Annotated in this window: 17 protein-coding genes; all 17 read left to right on the forward strand. The window is 36.6% G+C overall.

What is annotated here, in order from left to right:
- Positions 1-110 precede the first annotated feature (110 nt).
- Positions 111-1,607 (forward strand): C69 family dipeptidase, encoded by a 1,497-nt coding sequence (locus F3G75_RS06125; protein ID WP_149716936.1) that lies wholly within the window; start codon positions 111-113, stop codon positions 1,605-1,607.
- A gap of 544 nt (positions 1,608-2,151) precedes the next feature.
- Positions 2,152-4,425 (forward strand): 5-methyltetrahydropteroyltriglutamate--homocysteine S-methyltransferase, encoded by a 2,274-nt coding sequence (gene metE, locus F3G75_RS06135; protein WP_149716937.1) that lies wholly within the window; start codon positions 2,152-2,154, stop codon positions 4,423-4,425.
- 67 nt (positions 4,426-4,492) lie between these two features.
- Positions 4,493-5,380, forward strand: coding sequence for a DNA-binding protein (locus tag F3G75_RS06140; protein WP_149716938.1), 888 nt, complete (start codon positions 4,493-4,495; stop codon positions 5,378-5,380).
- 111 nt (positions 5,381-5,491) lie between these two features.
- Complete coding sequence (locus F3G75_RS06145; protein ID WP_149716939.1) at positions 5,492-6,862, forward strand: mannose-1-phosphate guanylyltransferase/mannose-6-phosphate isomerase; 1,371 nt, start codon at positions 5,492-5,494, stop codon at positions 6,860-6,862.
- 3 nt (positions 6,863-6,865) lie between these two features.
- Complete coding sequence (gene gmd, locus F3G75_RS06150; RefSeq protein ID WP_149716940.1) at positions 6,866-8,008, forward strand: GDP-mannose 4,6-dehydratase; 1,143 nt, start codon at positions 6,866-6,868, stop codon at positions 8,006-8,008.
- A 3-nt stretch (positions 8,009-8,011) separates the two neighbouring features.
- Positions 8,012-9,058: a GDP-L-fucose synthase family protein gene (locus F3G75_RS06155; protein ID WP_149716941.1), complete on the forward strand. Its 1,047-nt coding sequence runs from the start codon at positions 8,012-8,014 to the stop codon at positions 9,056-9,058.
- Positions 9,051-10,739 (forward strand): ABC transporter ATP-binding protein/permease, encoded by a 1,689-nt coding sequence (locus F3G75_RS06160; RefSeq protein WP_149716942.1) that lies wholly within the window; start codon positions 9,051-9,053, stop codon positions 10,737-10,739. The genes F3G75_RS06155 and F3G75_RS06160 overlap by 8 nt, the downstream gene beginning before the upstream one ends.
- Positions 10,736-11,926, forward strand: coding sequence for a UDP-N-acetylglucosamine 4,6-dehydratase (locus tag F3G75_RS06165; RefSeq protein WP_149716943.1), 1,191 nt, complete (start codon positions 10,736-10,738; stop codon positions 11,924-11,926). The genes F3G75_RS06160 and F3G75_RS06165 overlap by 4 nt, the downstream gene beginning before the upstream one ends.
- Complete coding sequence (locus F3G75_RS06170) at positions 11,913-13,064, forward strand: LegC family aminotransferase (protein WP_149716944.1); 1,152 nt, start codon at positions 11,913-11,915, stop codon at positions 13,062-13,064. The genes F3G75_RS06165 and F3G75_RS06170 overlap by 14 nt, the downstream gene beginning before the upstream one ends.
- Before the next feature lie 30 nt (positions 13,065-13,094).
- Positions 13,095-13,982: a methionyl-tRNA formyltransferase gene (locus tag F3G75_RS06175; protein ID WP_149716945.1), complete on the forward strand. Its 888-nt coding sequence runs from the start codon at positions 13,095-13,097 to the stop codon at positions 13,980-13,982.
- The gene (gene neuB, locus F3G75_RS06180) at positions 13,972-14,973 is read left to right on the forward strand and encodes an N-acetylneuraminate synthase (RefSeq protein WP_149716958.1); all 1,002 of its coding nucleotides are present in this window, start codon (positions 13,972-13,974) and stop codon (positions 14,971-14,973) included. Before F3G75_RS06175 ends, neuB begins: the two co-directional genes overlap by 11 nt.
- Positions 14,970-16,127, forward strand: coding sequence for a UDP-N-acetylglucosamine 2-epimerase (neuC, locus tag F3G75_RS06185; RefSeq protein WP_149716946.1), 1,158 nt, complete (start codon positions 14,970-14,972; stop codon positions 16,125-16,127). The genes neuB and neuC overlap by 4 nt, the downstream gene beginning before the upstream one ends.
- Positions 16,128-16,130: 3 nt before the next feature.
- The gene (locus tag F3G75_RS06190) at positions 16,131-17,177 is read left to right on the forward strand and encodes a nucleotidyltransferase family protein (RefSeq protein ID WP_149716947.1); all 1,047 of its coding nucleotides are present in this window, start codon (positions 16,131-16,133) and stop codon (positions 17,175-17,177) included.
- Entirely contained in the window at positions 17,177-17,896 is a 720-nt protein-coding gene (locus tag F3G75_RS06195) for an acylneuraminate cytidylyltransferase family protein (protein WP_149716948.1), read from the forward strand. Before F3G75_RS06190 ends, F3G75_RS06195 begins: the two co-directional genes overlap by 1 nt.
- The gene (locus F3G75_RS06200) at positions 17,893-18,918 is read left to right on the forward strand and encodes a Gfo/Idh/MocA family protein (RefSeq protein ID WP_149716949.1); all 1,026 of its coding nucleotides are present in this window, start codon (positions 17,893-17,895) and stop codon (positions 18,916-18,918) included. Before F3G75_RS06195 ends, F3G75_RS06200 begins: the two co-directional genes overlap by 4 nt.
- A complete protein-coding gene (locus F3G75_RS06205; protein ID WP_149716950.1) occupies positions 18,902-20,194 on the forward strand; it encodes a glutamate-1-semialdehyde 2,1-aminomutase in 1,293 nt (430 codons plus the stop codon). Before F3G75_RS06200 ends, F3G75_RS06205 begins: the two co-directional genes overlap by 17 nt.
- 11 nt (positions 20,195-20,205) lie before the next feature.
- Positions 20,206-20,756: GNAT family N-acetyltransferase (locus tag F3G75_RS06210; protein WP_149716951.1), on the forward strand; the 551-nt coding region annotated here is incomplete at its 3' end.

Below are 20,756 nucleotides of genomic sequence, written 5' to 3' on the forward strand. Positions count from 1 at the left end.
ATTTGCAATAAATTTACATTAAACTTAAAAGAATTTTAAAATTTATAATTAAATTATTAAAATTTGCATATAATCACATAAAGAAATTTTATTTCACTAAAGGAGTAAAAATGAAAGGCAAAATTCTTGCATCAATCGTTGCTATGAGTGCGATTTTAGGCACAAGTAGCTTGGCATGCACTACTATTTTAGTAGGAGATAAAGCTTCAAATGATGGCTCCATGCTGGTTGCCAGAAGCGCAGATAGCAAGGCTATAAAAGCTCAAGTCTTTTTGATCCATCCAGCAAAGAAAAACCAAACTGGCATGCACAGCTCAAAGGCACATGACGGCGCAAATGACTTTACATATCCGCTCCCAAAAGATGGCATGAGATACACAACCATCGCAAATTCACATACAAAACTTCACGGAGCAGTCGGCTACAATGAGGCTGGCGTTGGACTAAGTGGCACTGAGACCATCTACGCAAAAGATGAGCTTTTAAAAGTTGATCCATACAACGAAGAGACTGGTATCACAGAAGATGACATCCCAGACGTACTTTTGCCACGTATGAAGAGTGCAAAAGAGGGCGTTAAGCTTCTTGGTGAGATAGTTGAGACAAAGGGCGCTGGAGAGGGCTTTGGCGTGGTATTTATCGATGCAAACGAGCTTTGGTACTTTGAAACAGGCACAGGCCATAAATGGATCGCTACAAAGATCGCTCCAGATGAGTATTTCGTCACTGCAAACCAAGGCAGACTTCACGCTTACAAAGAGAACGATCCAAATTTCATGGGCGCAAAAGATGTGATCAAATTTGCGATCGACAACAAGACTTATGACCCTGCAAAAGATGGCGAATTTAACTTCACAAAGGCCTATACAAGGGACGATGAGAGAGATATGACCTACAACTATCCACGTGTTTGCTGGGTGCAAAGCATGTTTAATCCAAGCTTAAAACAAGACTTTGCCGATGGTCAGAAATTTCCAGTATTTTTAAAACCAGAGAAAAAACTAGGCGTTGAAGACCTAAAAGCTGCGATGAGAGCCCACTACGATGGCACCCCGTTTGATAACTATACCAGCAAAGACGAAGATAAGAAAAACGTCTACCGCGCTATAAGCGTCTTTAGAACATACGAGTCTCACGTCATGCAGGTGCGCCCGTGGCTACCAAAAGAGATCGGCCGCGTGACCTACGTAGCTCTTGGCATGGCTGATCTTAGCGTTTATTTGCCGTATTACGAAGGGCTTGATAGCTTTATAAAAGGCTACTCAGATGGCTCATATGATGCTGATGATACTTCGATATACTGGGTTTATAGAAAGCTTCAAACCCTTGTGATGACTGACTATGAGAAGTATTCGCCAGTGGTTAAAGAGGCCTACGCTAAATTTGAAAAGGAGTTGGCGGTAAAACAGGCTAAATTTGAAGATGAGTACATGAAGCTTTACAAAAAAGATAAGAAAAAAGCGGACAAACTCTTAAATGAATTTAGCCAAAAGACTATGCAAGAGGCTAAAGATCTAACTCAGCAGCTTACAAATAAGGTCTTTACTATGCTTACAGCTGATATGGACGCTAAGCTAAAATCCCTAAATAAAGGTAAAAAAGACTAAAAAATTTGGGCGTGAAATTTGGTAGCGCCCAAACTTTAAACAAAAATTTGGCAAAGAGCGTTTATAATGCGACAAAAATTCACTACAAAGGAAAAACGCTGATGCCTTGTCCCATGCATAAAGCTCATTAATCTCGGCAAAAAACATATCAGCGATTTTCAAAAATCACGCAAATTTTTAAACAATTTCACATTTTTTTACATTGAAATAAATCCCTTTTTGCTAGCAGGTCCACTGCATTGTAACTGCATTTTTAATAGCAAGGCTAAGCAATGCCTGAAATTTGGCAAGGATCTTTTTAGTAGGGTTTTTTATAAATTTTACTTTAGTTTAAGAAGAAGCGGGTGTCATCCACCGTGTTTGAGGTGATTAAATTTATTGTTTGAGCCGTGATAGTGAAAATTTGGCTTTTGGTGGCAGAAGGGGTTTCTACTTACGAAGCGTCGCCCCTTCCGCCCCCAACCCCCACCTACCCCACTGCACGTTCAAGGTTGCTGTGCCTTGCACAGATTTAATTTAAAATAGAAATTTAAAAAGGATAGAAATGATAAAAAGTTATGTTTTAGGTTTTCCAAGAATCGGAGAGAAAAGAGAGTTAAAGCGCGCGTTAGAGGGCTTTTGGGCTGGTAAAGAGGGCTTTAGTGAAGAGAATTTGCAAGAGACTGCAAAGACGCTTCGCCAAAGACACTGGAAATATCAACAAGACGCTGGTATTTCGGCTATTAGTGTTAATGATTTTTCATTTTACGACCTAATGCTTGATAACATCATCGCTTTTGGCGCTACACCTCCAAGATTTGCAAATTTAAGTGGCTTGGAGCAATATTTTGCTTGCTCAAGAGGCAATAAAAGTGGCGTTGCGATGGAGATGACAAAGTGGTTTAACACAAACTACCACTACATCGTGCCAGAGCTTAGCAGCGAGAGTAAATTTAGCCTAAAAGCAGACAAAATTTTAAATGAGTACAAAGAGGCAAAGTCTAACGGCGTAAAAGGCAAGGTAAATTTGATCGGTCCTATCACATTTTTGGCCCTTTCAAAGACGACTGACGGTAGCTGCCCATTTAAGCACCTTGACGCGCTTGTAGGCGAGTACAAAAAGCTACTTGAGCAAGTTTCTAAGCTTGATGATGAAATTTTAGTACAGTTTGACGAGCCGATCTTTGTAACTGACAAAAACGAAAGCGATCTTTTGCCACTTATCACAAAGGTTTATAACGAGCTAACAGGCGTTGCAAATAACATCAAAATCGTGTTTGCGACATATTTTGAGCATGCGATCAAGGCAGTTAGTGAAGTGGCTAAAACTAAAATTTATGGCATCGCGCTTGACTTCATTCACGGCAAAAGAAATTTCGAAGCACTTGAGACTATTAAAAATAGCCATTTGACGTTATTTGCTGGTGTGATAGATGGCAGGAATATCTGGAAAAGCAACATCGATGAGAAAGTAAAGCTTGTAGGTGAAATTTCAGAGAAAATAGGCGGCAAAGACTTTTATATCGGCACTTCATGCTCACTTCTTCACGTACCATACACTCTAAAATATGAAGAAAATTTAAACCCTGAGATCAAAAGCTGGCTAAGCTTTGCGGTTGAGAAGCTTGATGAGATCAAGATTATCACAAAACTAGCAAATGGCGAGAAGCTAAATGATGCTGAAGCTAAAATTTACGAAGAGAACAAAAACGCAGTTAAAACTCGCGCCACTTCAAAACTCATCCACTCTGAAAGCGTTCAAAATCGCATCAAAAATTTAAGCAAATTTGAGCGTGATGAGAAATTTGAAGATCGCATCAAAATTCAACGCGAAACATTAAAATACGGCATCTTGCCAACAACAACGATAGGTAGCTTCCCTCAAACGGTTGATCTTCGCGTACTTCGCCAAAATTTCAAAAAAGGTGAGATCGACGCGGCTGCTTATGAAGCTGGCATCAAAAAATATATCGATCACTGCGTGAAATTCCAAGAAGATATCGGCCTAGACGTGCTAGTACACGGCGAGCCAGAGAGAAACGACATGGTCGAGTACTTTGGCGAGCAGATCAGCGGATATGCATTTAGCCAAAATGGCTGGGTACAAAGCTACGGCAGCCGCTGCGTCAAACCACCACTTCTCTTTGGTGACGTAAGCCGCCCAGAGCCGATGACTGTTAAGTGGATGAAATACGCTCAAAGCATCACAAAACACGTAATGAAGGGCATGCTAACAGGTCCTGTAACGATGCTAAACTGGAGCTTTGTGCGTGACGATCTACCAAGAAGCGAGGTAGCAAAACAGCTCGCACTTTGTATCTATGACGAGATCGCAGACCTTCAAAATGCGGGCATCAGAGTGATTCAAGTCGATGAGGCCGCGTTTAAAGAGGGCTACCCGCTAAGAGCTGAAAACATCCCAGCTTATGAGAAATTTGCGGTTGATTGCTTCAAGCTTTCAGTAAGCTCGGCTGAAGCAAAAACTCAGATCCACACGCATATGTGCTACTCTGAATTTAACGATATTATTAAGACCATAGAAGCTATGGATGCTGATGTTATCAGTATCGAGACTGCAAGAAGTGGCAACGAGCTACTTAAAATTTTCAAAGCTGTTGGCTACAAACAAGAGGTCGGACCTGGCGTTTACGACATCCACAGTCCGCGCGTACCGAGCACCGACGAGATCGTGCGCCAGATCCGCGCGCTACTCGAGGTTCTGCCGAAAGAACAGCTCTGGGTCAACCCGGACTGCGGCCTAAAAACGCGCAAATGGGAAGAGGTCGAGCCGAGCCTTAAAAACATGGTAGAAGCTGTCAAGATCGTAAGAGGTCTGTAATACAAAATTTTAGCGTCTAGTAAGCCTAGGCGCTAAACTCCGTTTAAATTTCAAAAAAAGTTAGAAAATGTTAAAAGATAAGATCATAAACAATGAAAGTGGCATAGTGCTTTATGGCCTAACACCTCCAAAGGCTGAATTTGACGAGGCAAAGCTTAAAGAGATCGCTGCAAAATGGGACAAGAGGATCACGGACGTGCAGGCTGATGGCTTGGTGCTTTACGAGATACAAGATGAAAGTAGCCGTATAAAAAGCGAGCGAACTTTTGAATTTAGCGATACATTAAGTCCTGAAATTTACTACTCAAAATATCTAAATTTAAAGACACCAAGCATCTTTTATAGGGTCGCGAACAAATATAATGAGAGCGAATTTAGAGCAAATTTAGCCAAAAGTAGCAGCGATATAAATGTCTTTGTCGGTGTTGCTTCTGGCAAAGTAGAACCTAAAATGAGCTTAGAGCGTGCTTATGAGATCGCTAGAGACGAGTTTAAAGAGCTTGTAGTGGGCGGTGTTTGTATAGCTGAGAGGCACGCAAAAAAGGGCGATGAAGAGCAAAGGATGAGCCAAAAGGCCAAAATGGGGGCAAAATTTTTCATCTCACAGGCGGTTTTTGATATAAATTTGGCTAAAAATTTACTAACAAGCGTGGCAAAAAGTGGGTTAAATTTGCCTATTATTTTGACATTTACGACTTGTGGCACCCCAAAAACGCTAGAGTTTATCAAGTGGCTTGGCATAAGCGTTGATGAAAAGAGCGAGAAAAGGATGCTTGAGAGTGATGATTTTTTAGCCACGGCATCACAAATTTGCCTTGAAAATTTCGCAGAGCTTTATGAATTTGCTAAAAAGCTTGGCATAAATGTTGGTGTCAACATAGAGAGCGTAATGGCAAAAAGAGCCGAGATAGAAGCGAGCCTAGAGCTAACGCATAAGATGAGAGAATTGTTTTGATAGTTTAAAAGCTATCAAAATTTATATTTTAGATGATTTTAGTAAGTTCTTAGTCTTTTTTAGCTTTAATTATATAAGATTTTTAAGCTCGTTTTAAAGTAGATAAAATTTATGACTAATATATTATTATGTGGTGGTTCTGGTACGAGGTTGTGGCCTATTAGCAGGACTTTAATGCCAAAACAATTTATTAAATTATTTGACGATAGATCACTTTTTCAGCTAACTGCACTACGAAATAGTGAAATTTGTGACAATACATTTGTGATTACAAATATCGATCACTACTACTTGGCGATGGATCAGATAGAAAATTTAAATATCACAAATTTTAAATATCTTCTCGAGCCAGTTGGTAGAAATACTGCGCCAGCGATCACATTGGCTTGCCTCGCACTTGATCCAAACGAAGTGGTTTTAGTAACGCCATCGGATCATTTGATAAAAGACGTTAAAGAGTATCAAGCAAGTGTAAAGGTAGCAAAAGAGCTGGCAGAGCAAAATTTTTTGGTTACTTTTGGGGTAAAACCAAAGTCACCTGAGACGGGATTTGGCTATATTGAGAGTTTTAATGGCGATGTAAAGGCTTTTTATGAAAAGCCAGACCATGAAAGAGCAGTGAAATTTCTAAAAGATCAGAATTTCTACTGGAATTCAGGCATGTTTGTTTTTAAGGCGGGCGTTTTTTTGGACCAGATGAAAATTTTTGCCCCTGAGATACTTAAAGCGTGCAAATTTGCTTTTGATAACGCAAAAAAAGACGAATTTGATATTAAAATAGACGCTACTGATATGCAAAATATCCCACAAAACAGCATAGATTATGCTGTGATGGAAAAGTCTGATATCGTAAAAATGGTAGCCTTAGATGCTTCTTGGAGTGATCTTGGGAGTTTTGATAGTTTGGACGTAGAGCTAAAAAAAGACGCTAATGGCAATACAATAAATAGCGATCTGGTGCAGATAAATTCTCACAATAATCTAGTCCTATCTAGTGGCAAAAAAATAGCTTTAATAGATGTCGATGATCTAACTGTGGTTGATACAAAAGATGCTCTTTTAATATCTAAAAAATCATCTAGTCAAAAAGTAAAAAATGTGGTGGAAATTTTAAAAGAGGATAGCTCTGAGCTTTGTAATGCTCATATTACGACAAATAGGCCTTGGGGAAACTATACTGTCCTTGAAAATCAAGATGGTTATAAGATAAAGATAATAGAGGTAAAACCTGGCAAAAGACTATCTTTGCAAAAGCATTTTCATAGAAACGAGCATTGGATAGTGCTGTCAGGTAGCGCCACCGTTACGATAGGTGAGACAACTAGACTCGTTTGTCCTAATGAGTCTATCTATATAAAAATGGGCGAAGTTCATAGGCTGTCTAATGAAGGAAAAATTCCTGTGGTTTTGATAGAAGCTCAGGTCGGTGAATACACAGGTGAAGATGATATAATTCGCCTAGATGATGATTTTAAAAGGTGATTTATGGATAAAAAAGTAGCATTAATAACTGGTATAACTGGTCAAGATGGATCGTATCTGGCGGAATTTTTACTAAAAAAAGGCTATATAGTCCATGGTGTAAAAAGGCGAACGAGCCTTTTTAATACAGATAGAATAGACCATCTTTATCAAGATCCGCATGTTGATAATAGAAATTTTTTCTTGCATTATGGCGATATGACGGACTCTATGAATTTAACAAGGATCATTCAAGAAGTACAGCCAGATGAAATTTACAACCTAGCTGCCATGAGTCACGTGCATGTAAGCTTTGAAACCCCAGAATATGTAGCAAATGCTGATGGTACAGGCACTCTTAGATTGCTTGAGGCTATAAGGATATTAGGGCTTGAGAAAAAGACTAAAATTTATCAAGCCTCTACATCTGAGCTTTACGGAAAAGTGCAAGAGACGCCGCAAAGCGAAACGACTCCATTTTATCCAAGAAGTCCTTATGCAGTCGCAAAGATGTATGCGTACTGGATAACGGTTAATTATAGAGAGGCTTATGACATTTTTGCTTGTAATGGCATATTGTTTAATCACGAATCGCCAGTTAGAGGCGAGACATTCGTAACCAGAAAGATCACAAGAGCAGCTAGTAAGATAGCGCTTGGGCTTCAAGACAAGCTTTATCTTGGAAATTTAGATGCCAAAAGAGACTGGGGTCATGCAAAAGACTATGTAAAGATGATGTGGATGATACTGCAAGCCCCACAGCCAGAAGACTGGGTGATAGCAACTGGACAAACGACAGCGGTTAGAGATTTTGTAAAATTTGCATTTGCCTATGCTGGTATAAATTTGAGATTTGAAGGGACTGGCGTTGATGAGATAGGAGTCGTGGACTCACTAAATTTTGAAAAAGCAAAAGAGTTAAATTTAGATATATCTCATTTAAGTATCGGTCAAACAGTAGTTTGTGTAGATCCAAGATATTTTAGGCCAACAGAGGTTGACTTGCTGCTTGGGGATCCTAGTAAAGCAGAGAAAAAGCTAGGTTGGAAGAGAGAATTTAACCTTCAAGATCTAGTAAATGATATGATGAAATCGGACTTAAAGCTCATGACAAAAGATCTCTATCTAAAAGATGGTGGATATGAGATAATGAGCTATTTCGAGTAAGAAATGGATAAAAATAGCAAAATTTATGTAGCAGGGCACAAGGGTCTGGTAGGCTCTGCTATAGTGAAAAATTTACGATCAAAGGGCTATGAAAATATAATCACAAGAACTCATAGCGAGCTTGATCTAATGGATCAAAAGGCCGTTTGTGAGTTTTTTGAAAAAGAAAAGCCTGAGTATGTGGTGTTAGCTGCTGCAAAGGTCGGTGGAATAGTGGCTAATAGCACTTATAGGGCTGATTTTATATATGAAAACTTACAAATTCAAAATAATGTGATCCACCAAAGCTATCTGCATAAGGTAAAAAAACTATTATTTCTGGGAAGTACTTGCATATATCCTAAAGATGCCCCACAGCCAATGAGCGAGGAGGTGCTTTTGACATCTCCACTTGAATACACAAATGAGCCATACGCAATAGCTAAAATAGTTGGCATGAAGATGTGTGAGAGCTATAATTTACAGTACGGCACAAATTTCATATCTGTAATGCCTACAAATTTGTATGGTCCAAATGATAACTTTGATTTAGAAACTTCGCATGTATTGCCAGCACTTATAAGAAAGATACACCTTGCAAAGCTTTTAAGTGAAGAAAAATTTGACGAAGTGATAAAAGATCTAAAAGCAAAAGATCTAAATGAAGCTATGGCTTATCTTAGTAAATTTGGTATTTCAAAAGACGGAGTAGAAATTTGGGGCACAGGGAAGCCTAGACGAGAGTTTCTACACTCAGAAGATATGGCCGATGCCTGCGTGTTTTTACTGGAAAATAGAGACTTTAAAGATACTTATGATAAAAATAGCAAAGAGATAAGAAATACGCATATAAATATAGGTACAGGTAAAGATATCTCGATAAATGAGCTAGCAAATTTGGTTAAAAATATAATTGGCTTTAAAGGTGAGCTATATTTTAATGAGAACAAGCCTGATGGAACGATGCTAAAACTAACGGACCCATCTAAGCTCCACTCTCTTGGATGGAGTCATAAAGTAGAGCTTGAGGACGGGATAAAGACACTTTATGAGTGGTATTTAAATGACTAATCTAAAAAAGCTGTTAGCAATAACAACACGACAAGAAAAGAAAAATTTTATAATTTTGATTTTTATGAGTATTTTTTTATCGATCATTGAAACTGTTGGAATATCTGCTATTATGCCGTTTATTACCTTAGCATCAGATCCATCAAAAATAGTTAGCAACGAATATTCAAAAAAAATTTATGACTTTTTTGACTTTTCTACTACTACTAATTTTATGATTTTTTTTGGTCTTTTTTTAATAGGCTTTTATATTTTTAGAGCTTTTTACTCGATATTTTATAATTATTTACTTAATAAATTTGCATTTGGAAGATTTCATTCTTTTGCATTTAGACTTTTTAAAAACTATACAAATTTACCGTATAAAAGATTTGTAAAAAGAAATAGTGCGGAACTAATAAAGACTATTGTAAATGAAGCTTCAAACCTTTCTTTTTATATGCAAAGCCTACTTTTGATATTCTCAGAATTTTTTACTATAGTATTGCTGTATACCTTATTGCTTTTAATGAATTGGAAAATGACTCTAGTTTTAACTATTCTTTTGGGGGCAAAAGTATTATTTCTATTGTTTTTTCTAAAAAAAAGAATAGAAAAAGAAGGCACAAGAAGATCAATAATGCAATCAAAATTTTATAAAATTTTAAATGAAACATTTGGTAATTTTAAAATTATAAAACTTATACAAAATGAAGAAAAGCTTTATAGTGAATTTTCAAGCATAAGCTATGGTTATGCTAAGGCCAATATTGTAAGTAATACCTTAAATCAACTACCTAGACTCTCTTTGGAAACCATTGGTTTTGGCGTTCTTATAGGAATTGTTGTCTATGTTCTTTTTAAATACAATGATGCAAGCTTTGTTTTGCCAATTATTTCTATGTATGCTCTGGCTTTATATAGAGTTCTTCCTGCTTTAAATAGAATACTTTCCAACTATAATATTCTCTTGTTTTTATCTAGCTCTCTTAATATTGTATATAGCGATCTTATCTACACTCCACAAACGGAAGGTAAAGATTTTATAGATTTTAAAAACAAAATAGAATTAACAAATATAAGTTTCGAGTATACAAAAAATAAGAAAGTTCTTGAAGATATAAATATAACTATAAATAAAGGCGACAAAGTTGCTTTTGTGGGAGAGAGCGGAAGCGGAAAGTCCACGCTAGTTGATTTGATTATAGGATTATATAAGCCACTTAGTGGTGAAATAATCATAGATGGCAAGAAATTAACTGTCGAAAATATAAAATCTTATAGATCAAAAGTAGGCTATATACCACAATCGATATATCTTTTTGATGGTACAGTCGGAGAAAATGTGGCTTTTGGCTATGAATATGATAAAGAAAGAATAATAGAAGTCTTAAAGAAGGCTAATATATATGATTTCTTAACCTCAAAAGAAGGGATAGACACACTGGTTGGAGATGGTGGAATTCAGTTGAGTGGCGGACAAAAACAAAGAATAGGAATAGCTAGAGCTCTATATAGTGACCCCGAAATTTTAGTATTAGATGAAGCAACAAGTGCTTTAGATAACGAAACAGAAGCAAAAATAATGGACGAGATATATGAAATAAGTCAAGATAAGACATTATTAATAATCGCACACAGATTAAGCACAATTGAAAGATGTGATAGGAAGATAATGCTATCTAATGGAAAAATAATATGAACAATATCTTAAGTTTAATAGGACGCACAAAAAATCTCTTTGAAGATGACATAAATGCGCTTGGTAAAGACTTAAAAGAGATAGTTTCAAGTTCGAGCTTTCTAGTTATTGGTGGTGCCGGCTCTATCGGTTCAGCCGTGACAAAAGAGATATTTATAAGAGATCCTAAAAAACTCTATGTTGTTGATATCTCTGAAAACAATCTTGTTGAGCTAGTGCGTGACATAAGAAGTGAGTTTGGATATATAAATGGTGACTTTAAAACTTTTGCCATAGATGTTGCAAGCGCCGAATTCGACGCACTTTTAGCGCAAGGCGGTGGATTTGACTACGTATTAAATTTATCAGCACTAAAGCACGTAAGAAGCGAAAAAGACCCATTTACACTTATGAGAATGCTTGAAACAAATATCTTTAATACTGATAAAACGCTGGCTCAAGCTATGGGTATGAAGTCAAAAAAATATTTCTGCGTCAGCACCGACAAGGCCGCAAACCCTGTAAATTTAATGGGAGCTAGCAAGCGCATCATGGAGATGTTTGCGTTTAGACACTCTTTAAATATCGACGTCTCGATGGCTAGGTTTGCAAACGTGGCATTTAGTGACGGCTCGCTTCTTTTTAGTTTTCAAAAACGCATAGAAAAGGCTCAGCCCATAGTCGCTCCAAACGACGTCAGGCGCTACTTTTTAACGCCAAAAGAGAGCGGTGAGCTCTGCCTTTTAAGCACCATTTTTGGCGAAAATAGAGATATATTTTTCCCAAAATTAGATGAAAATTTAGACCTCATAACATTTAGTGAGATAGCCAAGCGATACTTGGCAAATTTAGGCTACGAACCATTTTTGTGTGAAAATGAGGAGGAAGCCAGAAAGCTTGCAAAAGTGCTTCCAAAAGATGGCTTTTATCCTTGTCTTTTTGCGCCTAGCGACACGACTGGAGAGAAGGACTACGAGGAGTTTTTCGTTGACGGCGAGAGACTTGACATGCAAAGGCTTCAAAATATCGGCATAGTCAAAAATGATGCAAATTTTGACAGCAAAAAACTAGAAATTTTTAAAAACAATATCTTAAATTTAAAATCAAGCTTGACATGGAGCAAAGAGGACGTTTTGCGCGAAGTTTTCGAGCTCATACCAAATTTTATGCATAAAGAAACAGGAAAATATCTTGATGAAAAAATGTGATTTTGACGAGGTTTTGAAATTTATAAAAAGCACCTTTGGCAAGGACAAAGTCCCACTTCACGAGCCTAAATTTATAGGCAATGAGAAAAAATATCTGCTTGAGTGTATCGATTCTAGCTTTGTCTCAAGTGTCGGCAAATTTGTCGATGAGTTTGAGAGTAAGCTAGCTCAAATGATCGGAGCAAAATTTGTAGTCGCTACGACAAATGGCACCTCTGCGCTTCACATCTGCCTAAAGTTAGCCGGCGTAGAGCAAAATGACGAAGTGATCACCCAGTCAGTTACTTTTATAGCCACTTGCAACGCCATTAGCTACCTTTTTGCAAAGCCGGTTTTCGTGGACGTTGATCTTGACACACTCGGTATGTCGCCAGCAGCGCTTAGCGAGTTTTTAGAGAAAAACTGCAAGCTAAAAGACGGCAACTGCGTAAATAAAACTAGCGGCAGGATAGTGCGTGCCTGCGTGCCTATGCATACTTTCGGGCTACCTTGCAAGATAGTTGAGATAGCTGAAATTTGCAAGCGTTGGAACATCGCTTTGGTAGAAGATAGCGCCGAGAGCCTTGGCAGCTACTACAAAGGCACTCATACAGGGAATTTTGGCAAGCTTGCGGCGATGAGCTTTAATGGCAATAAGATCGTCACAAGTGGAGGTGGTGGAGCTATCATCACAAACGACGAGGAGATAGCAAAGCACGCTAAATTTATCACCACAACAGCCAAGGTGCCACATCCTTTTGAGTATTGTCACAGCGAGGTCGGCTACAACTACCGCTTGCCAAATTTAAACGCGGCCCTTCTTGTGGCGCAGCTCGAAAATTTGGAGCTATTTTTAAAGAGTAAACGCGAGCTAGCGATGATCTATAAAGAGTATTTTTCTAAATTTGATGATGTGAAATTTATAGATGAGCCAGCGGACGCTAGGTCAAATTTTTGGCTAAATGCGGTGCTGTTTGATAGTCGCGAAAAAAGAGATGAGTTCTTGAAATTTAGCAATGAAAATGGCGTTTTCACGCGTCCTATCTGGCAGCTCATGAATGAGCTTGATATGTTTAAGGACTGCCAAAGGGATGAGCTAAAAAATGCTAAATTTCTAAGTGATAGGATAGTAAATATCCCAAGTAGTGCAAGAGTTTAGCCATATACGCAAAATAATAAGGAGAGTGGCATGAAGCTTAAAATAGGGTATTTTGCAGATGGTATTTGGAGCCATAACGCATTTGATAAACTTATTAAAGATAAAGATATAGAAATAGAATTTATCTGTGCCAGATATGATTCAAATGATGAAAAACTTCTAAATTATGCAAACGAATTTAAAATTGACTATTTAAAGCATAAAGATATAAATTCTGATGAGTTTATTGACAGAATTAAAGAATATGATTGTGATTTGTTTGTATCAATGTCTTTTAATCAAATTTTTAAATCCAAGATCATAAATTTGCCAAAATATAAAACTATAAATTGCCACGCAGGTAAATTGCCGTTTTATCGAGGCAGAAATATCCTAAACTGGGCTTTGATAAATGACGAAAAAGAATTCGGAATAACTGTACATTATATGGATACTGGTATAGATACCGGTGATATAATCTTGCAAAAATGTTTTGATATAACAGACAACGATGACTACAAAAGCATACTAACAAAAGCGCATAGCGAGTGTGCAAACATACTATATCAGGCGATATGTCTATTTAAAAACGGTAAAGTAGAGTCCAAAAAACAAGATGGTGTTGGGTTTTACTGCTCAAGACGTATAGAAGGCGATGAAAATTTAAATTTTAACCAAACAAGCAGAGAGGTATTTAATTTTGTACGTGCCATTTGTTATCCGGCTATAGCAGCAAGGGCATTTTTAAATGGTAAAGAGATGAAAATAAATAAAGTAGAGCTTATAAAGGATGCACCGCTATACAAATGCATACCTGGCGCGATCTTGTGTAAAGACGGTGATACTTTTTTGGTAAAAACACAAGATAGTTTTGTAAAAGTTGTGGAATATGAATATGATGGAAAGATTAAGGTGGGAGATAGATTTGATGTCAAATAGGGTTTTTATCATAGCTGAGGCTGGGGTTAATCACAATGGCGATATAAATTTAGCTAAAAAACTGATCGATGTAGCAGCTAGTGCTGGCGCTGATGCAGTGAAATTTCAGACCTTTAAAGCTCAAAATCTAGTTTCAAAAAACGCGCAAAAGGCTAGCTATCAAAAAGAAACTACCGATAAAAATGAAAGCCAGTTTGAGATGATAAAAAAGCTTGAGCTAGACGAGAACACGCATAAAGAACTCATAGCCTACTGCAAGCAAAAAAATATCACATTTCTCTCAACTCCTTTTGATAGCGACAGCATAAAGCTTCTTGATGAGCTTGGGCTTGACACATTTAAAGTCCCAAGCGGCGAGATAACAAATTTACCTTATCTTAAGCAGATAGGCGGCTTAAATAAAAAGATCATTCTCTCAACTGGCATGGCAAATTTAGGTGAGGTAGAATCCGCGATAGAAGTACTTATAAAAAGTGGCACGAAACGTGAAAACATAAGTCTTCTTCATGCAAATACGCAGTATCCAACACCGATGGAGGATGTAAATTTAAAAGCGATGATAACACTGAAAAATGCCTTTGGTCTTGAGGTCGGATATAGCGATCATACGCTTGGCATTGAGGTCGATATCGCAGCGGTTGCCATGGGTGCAAAGATCATAGAAAAGCACTTTACTCTTGATAAAAATATGCCCGGACCTGACCACAAGGCTAGCCTTGAGCCAGATGAGCTAGTGGCGATGGTTAGAGCTATTAGAAATATAGAACTAGCGCTTGGAGACGGACTAAAGCACTTTAGTAAAAGTGAGAGCGAAAATATCAAAATAGCTAGAAAGTCGATCGTAGCAAAGTGTGATATAAAAAAAGGTGAAGTCTTTAGCGAACAAAATATCTGTGTAAAACGCCCGGGAGACGGCATAAATCCTATGAGATGGGATGAGGTGATCGGAAAAATTTCACAAAAAGATTACAAGCAAGATGATCTGATATGAGAAAAATTTGTGTAGTGACAAGCACTAGAGCAGAATATGGCCTACTTTACTGGCTCTTAAAAGAGATCGAGGCAGGTAGCGAGCTTGAGCTTCAAATAATTGCCACCGGCATGCACCTAAGTCCTGAGTTTGGACTCACATACAAAGAGATTGAAAAAGAATTTAAGATAGATAAAAAGATAGAAATTTTAGGCTCTTCGCACTCAAAGCTTGATATATGTACTGAAATGGCAAAGGTTTATGAGAAATTTGTCCCAGCTTTTAGCGAACTTAAGCCAGATATATTGGTGCTCCTTGGCGATAGATACGAGATATTTGGCGTAGCTGGAGTGGCTAGCATCATGCAAATACCAATAGCGCACATACATGGCGGAGAAACCACCCAAGGAGCATTTGACGAGGCTTTTAGACACAGCATAACAAAGATGAGCCATATTCATTTTGCAGCTACAAGAGAGTATGCAAATCGTATAATCCAGCTAGGAGAAGAACCTAGCAGAGTCTTTAATGTCGGCGGTCCTGGTATTGAAAATATAAAAAAGCTAAATTTACTAAATAAAGATGAGTTTGAAAAGTCTATAAATTTTAAGCTCACAAAAAAAAATATACTAATCACTTTTCATCCGGTAACGCTTGAAAATGGTAGTGCAAAAGAACAATTTAGCGAGCTTTTAGAAGCAATAAACGAGCTAAAAGATACAAATTTTATCTTTACAAAAGCAAATAGTGACATAGATGGTGATGTGATAAATAAAATGATAGATGAGTATGTTAGTATAAATCCACAAAAAGCTGTGGCGTTTACTTCACTTGGGCAGCTAAGATACCTAAGTGCGATAAAATTTGTTGATATAGTCCTAGGAAATAGCTCGAGTGGCCTTTCAGAAGTCCCAAGCTTTAAAAAGGCCACCATAAATATAGGCGATCGCCAAAAAGGACGTGCAAGAGCTAGCAGTGTGATAGACGTTAGGCCCGTTAAAAAAGAAATTTTAGCCGCTATAAAAAAAGTATATTCAAAAGAATTTGAGCAAGTTTTAAAAGATACCACCAATCCATATGATGGCGGTAATCCAAGTAAAAAAATGGTTAAAATTTTAAAAGAGATCGAGCTAGAAGGTATTTTAAAAAAGAAATTTTATGATGTAAAGATATAAATAATGAAGAATATAGAAAACATAAAGCTAAAACAAAATGCCACTATAAAGGAAGCCTTGGGGATTATAGATAGCGGAGCTATGCAGATAGCTTTAGTTGTTGATGATAAAGATAAGCTTCTTGGAACACTGACTGACGGCGATATAAGAAGAGGTATATTAAGAGGGCTTGACTTTGATAATTCTATAGAAGCTATTGTTAATAAAGAGCCAGCTGTTGCAAAAATTTCTAGTACAAAAGAGGAAATTTTAAAGTTAGCGTTATCTAAAAAACTTCACCAGATACCAATAGTAGATGATAATGGAATAGTTTTAGACTTAAAAGAGATAGAAGAGCTTGTTGAGCCAAAGATAAAGACAAATAGAGTTATCCTAATGGTAGGAGGCCTTGGTACTAGACTTAGACCACTTACGCAAGATACTCCAAAGCCAATGTTAAAGGTCGGAAACAAGCCGATACTTCAAACGATAGTTGAGAAATTTGCAGAGTATGGCTTTGTAAACATCACGATGTGTGTAAATTTTAATGCAGGCATTATCAAGGACTATTTTGGTGACGGCAAAGAATTTGGAGTAAACATCGACTACATTTTAGAGCAAAAAAGAATGGGTACGGCAGGTGCATTAAGCCTACTTAAAGAGCGACCAAACGAACCATTTTTTGTAATGAATGGCGATCTTCTTACAAATGTAAATTTCGAGCATATTTTTAACTACCACACGCTAAATAAAGCGACGGCTACAATGTGTGTAAGAGAGTATGACTACGAAGTGCCTTATGGCGTTGTAAAAATGAATGACAACAAGATAGTAGAGATCTCAGAAAAACCAGTGCAGAAATTTTTCGTAAGTGCTGGGATATATATGCTCTCACCTGAAATTTTAGATCTAATACCACAAAATGAGTTTTATGATATGCCTACGCTGTTTGAAAAGCTAATAAAATTAAGTAAAAATGTTATATCATTTCCGATCAGAGAATATTGGCTTGATATCGGACGTATTGAAGAATACCAAAAAGCAAATGAAGAATATAAAGAAGTTTTTTAATGTATAAAAACAATAGTTTTTTAGCGATTATACCGGCAAGAGGTGGCAGCAAAGGGCTGCCTGGAAAAAATATTAAAGAATTATGTGGAAAACCGCTTGTCGTATGGAGTATAGAGGCTGGACTCAAAAGTAAATACGTCGATGAGGTAATGACTAGCACTGATGATGAGAAAATTGCAGAAATTTCTAAAAAGTATGGCGCAAGTGTCCCTTTTTTAAGACCAAGCGAGTTGGCAAGCGATACTGCTACAACCTTTGATGCCGTAAAACATACTATAGATTATTATAAAAATGAATTAAAAAAAGAGTTTGACTATATTGTTTTATTAGAGCCCACATCGCCTTTGAGAGAAAATGATGATGTAGATACAATGATAGAAAAAATAGTAGATAATCAAGAAAAATTTGACTCAATATCTAGCATAGGGGAAGTGCATGAGCATCCATCTATCATGAAGAAAATTTTAAATAATGGTTATATCGTGCCATTTTGTAAAGAGCTAAAATTTACTACAAGGCGACAGGATAATGAAAAGGTATATTTTCCTTATGGAGTCGCTTATATAGTTAAAATAAAAAATTTTCTAGAAGAAAAAACATTTTATACGCAAAGAAATACTTTTTATGAGATAAAGCGATATCAATGTTACGAAATAGATGATCTATATGATTTTTTGGCAATCGAAAATATAATGAAATACGAATGGAGATTGAAATGAATTTTCTAGTAATCGGTCTGGGCTCAATGGGTAAAAGAAGAGTTAGAAATTTAATTGCGCTTGGCTATAAAGATAGTATTGCTGGTTTTGAGCCAAGAGAGGATAGAAGGTGTGAAGCTGAAAGAAAATATAGTATTAAAACTTATGATAGCCTTGAAAAAGCAATGAGCGAATTTAATCCGGATGTATTTATAATATCCACTCCTCCAAACGTGCATATGCATTACGCATATTTGGCTGAAAAAAACAATATCAACTGTTTTATAGAGGCTTCTGTTGTTGAGGCTGAAAAAATTTTAGAATTATCAAAGAGAATAAAAAATAAAAAAATTTTGATAGCACCATCTTGCACAATGAAATATTATCCTATTTCTATAAAGATAAAAGAACTGATTAATAAAAAAGCAATAGGTAAAATCCTTAATTATAACTATCAAACTGGTCAGTATTTGCCAGATTGGCACCCTTGGGAAAAAATAGAAGACTTTTATGTTTCAAATCCTGATACTGGTGGTTGTAGGGAAATAGTTCCATTTGAGTTAACATGGTTAAATGATATTTTCGGTGACTCTAGACCACTGGCGTGCGTGAGAAAAAAAATAACAGATATTAATGCTAATATAGATGATATATATCATTGTATTTTAGAACATTCAAATAATGTATTGGGAAATTTAACTATAGAAGTAATATCAAAACCTAGAGCTACTAGGGAAATGAGAATATTGGGTTCAGAAGGTGAAATAGTTTATAGTACAGATAATAATGAACTCAGATACATAAATACTAATATGAATGATTGGAATAGGATAAAATTTGGCACAGGAACAGTAGAAAGTGGATATATTAATCCGGAGGAGCCATATATTAATGAGTTAAAAGATTATATAAATAGTATAAAAGAGGTCAAAAACGGAGAGGTGCCGACATACCCAAATAGACTAGAGGATGATTATAGGGTATTGCAGAACTTATATAAGCTAGAAGAAATAAGCGAGGGAAGACGTGACTTATCAAGATAGATTATTAAAAGCAATACCGGGCGGTGCCCATACTTACAGTAGAGGATTTGACCAGTATCCAGCCAATGCTCCACAAATTTTAAAAAGAGGGAAAGGCGCATATGTATATGATGAAAATGGTAGAGAATTCTTAGACTATGGAATGGCGCTTAGGGCTGTAAATTTAGGCTACGCAAATGAAGAAATAAACAAAGCAGCGATTGAGCAAATAGAATTTGGAAATAATCTAACTAAGCCTAGCATGATAGAGCTAGAGGCTGCTGAATTATTAATAGATATGATAGATAGTGTTGACATGGTTAAATTTACTAAAAATGGCTCAACCGCAACAACAGCAGCTATCAAACTTAGTAGAGCATATACTGGAAGGGAGCTGGTTGCAAGATGTGCAGAGCACCCATTTTTTAGCTATGATGACTGGTTTATTGGCTCTACTCAACTTACCAAAGGTATACCTCAAAAGGATACTGAGGGCACAAAGATGTTTGGTTACAACAACATTGAGAGCTTAGAGAGGCTTTTTGATGAATTTCCTAATCAAATAGCTTGTGTGATTTTAGAGCCGGCTACAACAGAGCACCCAAAAGATAATTTTTTACATAAAGTAAGAGATCTGTGTCATAGAAATGGAGCAGTATTTATACTTGATGAGATGATAACTGGCTTTAGATGGCATCTAAAAGGGGCTCAATATTATTATGACATTAAACCTGATTTATGTACTTTTGGAAAGGCAATGGCAAACGGATTTTCAGTTGCGGCTATAGCTGGAAAAAGAGAGATAATGCAGCTTGGCAGTATAGAATTTGAAGGAAAAGAAAGAGTTTTTTTACTATCAACAACACATGGTGCAGAGATGAGTGGCTTGGGCGCATTTGTTGCGGCTATGAAATTTATGAAAGAGAATAATGTGGTTGAGTATATTTGGGGTTATGGCACAAAACTAATCTCAATGATAAATGAGCTTGCAAAAAAATATGAAATCGAAAGAAATTTCGTAGCAGGCGGTATAGAGTGTAGTCCATATTATTTAACTTTTGATAAAAATGGTCAAAATTCTTTAGGGCTTAGAACTCTTTTTTCTCAAGAAATGGTCAAAAATGGCGTTCTTATTCCTTGGGTGGCACTTTCTTATGCTCATGGAGAAAATGAACTTACAAAGACGAAAATTGCACTAGAAAAAACTTTTGAGGTCTATAAAAAAGCAGTTGATGAGGGCTATGAAAAATATTTAGTAGGTAACCCCATCAAGCCAGTGTTTAGAAGATTTAATTAAGGAAAAATAAAATGATTTTGGAAAATGAAACAATACAGTTAAGACCATACATTTTAGAAAAAGATAACTTGATTCTAAGGAGGCAATATTTAGAGTGGATGCAGGATTACAATAATATAGAATATATTAATTCAATATCACTGCTAATGAATGATAATTTGGATTTTATAGAAAGTAGTTTTAGTAGATTTACGGCAAAAAACTCCCAAGGATTTTTTATTTGTCATAAAAGTAGTAAAAAATTTATTGGCACAGTAAAACTAGATAAAATTGATTTTTTTAGGCAATCTGGTGAATTTGGCATAATGATTGGCGAGCAGAACTTTAAACGTCAAAATATAGGGACATTTTCAATGGAATTAATTTTGGACTATTCTTTTAGAATCCTTGGTCTACATAGGGTATGGGGTGGCTGCGCTGCAAATAATATTGGTATGCAAAAACTTTTTAAGAAATTTAATTTTAAAGAAGAAGGCAGACAAAGAGAAAGTATCTATGTCAATGGTGTTTATCAAGATGATATTTTTTACGGACTATTGAGGAAAGAATGGAAGGATGGTTT

The sequence above is a fragment of the Campylobacter concisus genome, assembly GCF_902460705.1.
Classification (GTDB): Bacteria; Campylobacterota; Campylobacteria; order Campylobacterales; family Campylobacteraceae; genus Campylobacter_A; species Campylobacter_A concisus_Z.